Genomic DNA, 271 nt, shown 5'->3' with positions numbered 1-271 from the left:
CCACAACTGGTTCACACTCAAGGGCTTACTTGACCTCCGGCAACGTCGACCCGCCATCCACGATGAGGGTCTGCCCGGTGATGTAGGCCGCCAGGTCCGACGCCAGGAATAGCATGGCCCCTGCGATATCCTCTGGCGCGCCGAGGCGTCCCAGCGGTACACGGCTGGCAATGTCGGCATTGACCTGATCATCGCCCAGGTTGCCCATGGCCGGCGTGGCGATCATTCCCGGCTCCACACCGTTGACCCGCACCCCGTCGACAGCCAGCTC

The 271-nt window shown here is 64.9% G+C and carries 1 protein-coding gene; it reads right to left on the bottom strand.

The features are described from left to right. Positions 1-25 precede the first annotated feature (25 nt). The coding region (locus OC610_RS29240; protein WP_264433337.1) for an SDR family oxidoreductase at positions 26-271 on the bottom strand (246 nt) is incomplete at its 5' end.

Source organism: Pseudomonas agronomica, assembly GCF_025917275.1.
Lineage (GTDB): Bacteria > Pseudomonadota > Gammaproteobacteria > Pseudomonadales > Pseudomonadaceae > Aquipseudomonas > Aquipseudomonas agronomica.
This window is presented reverse-complemented; position numbering and strand designations above follow the sequence as displayed.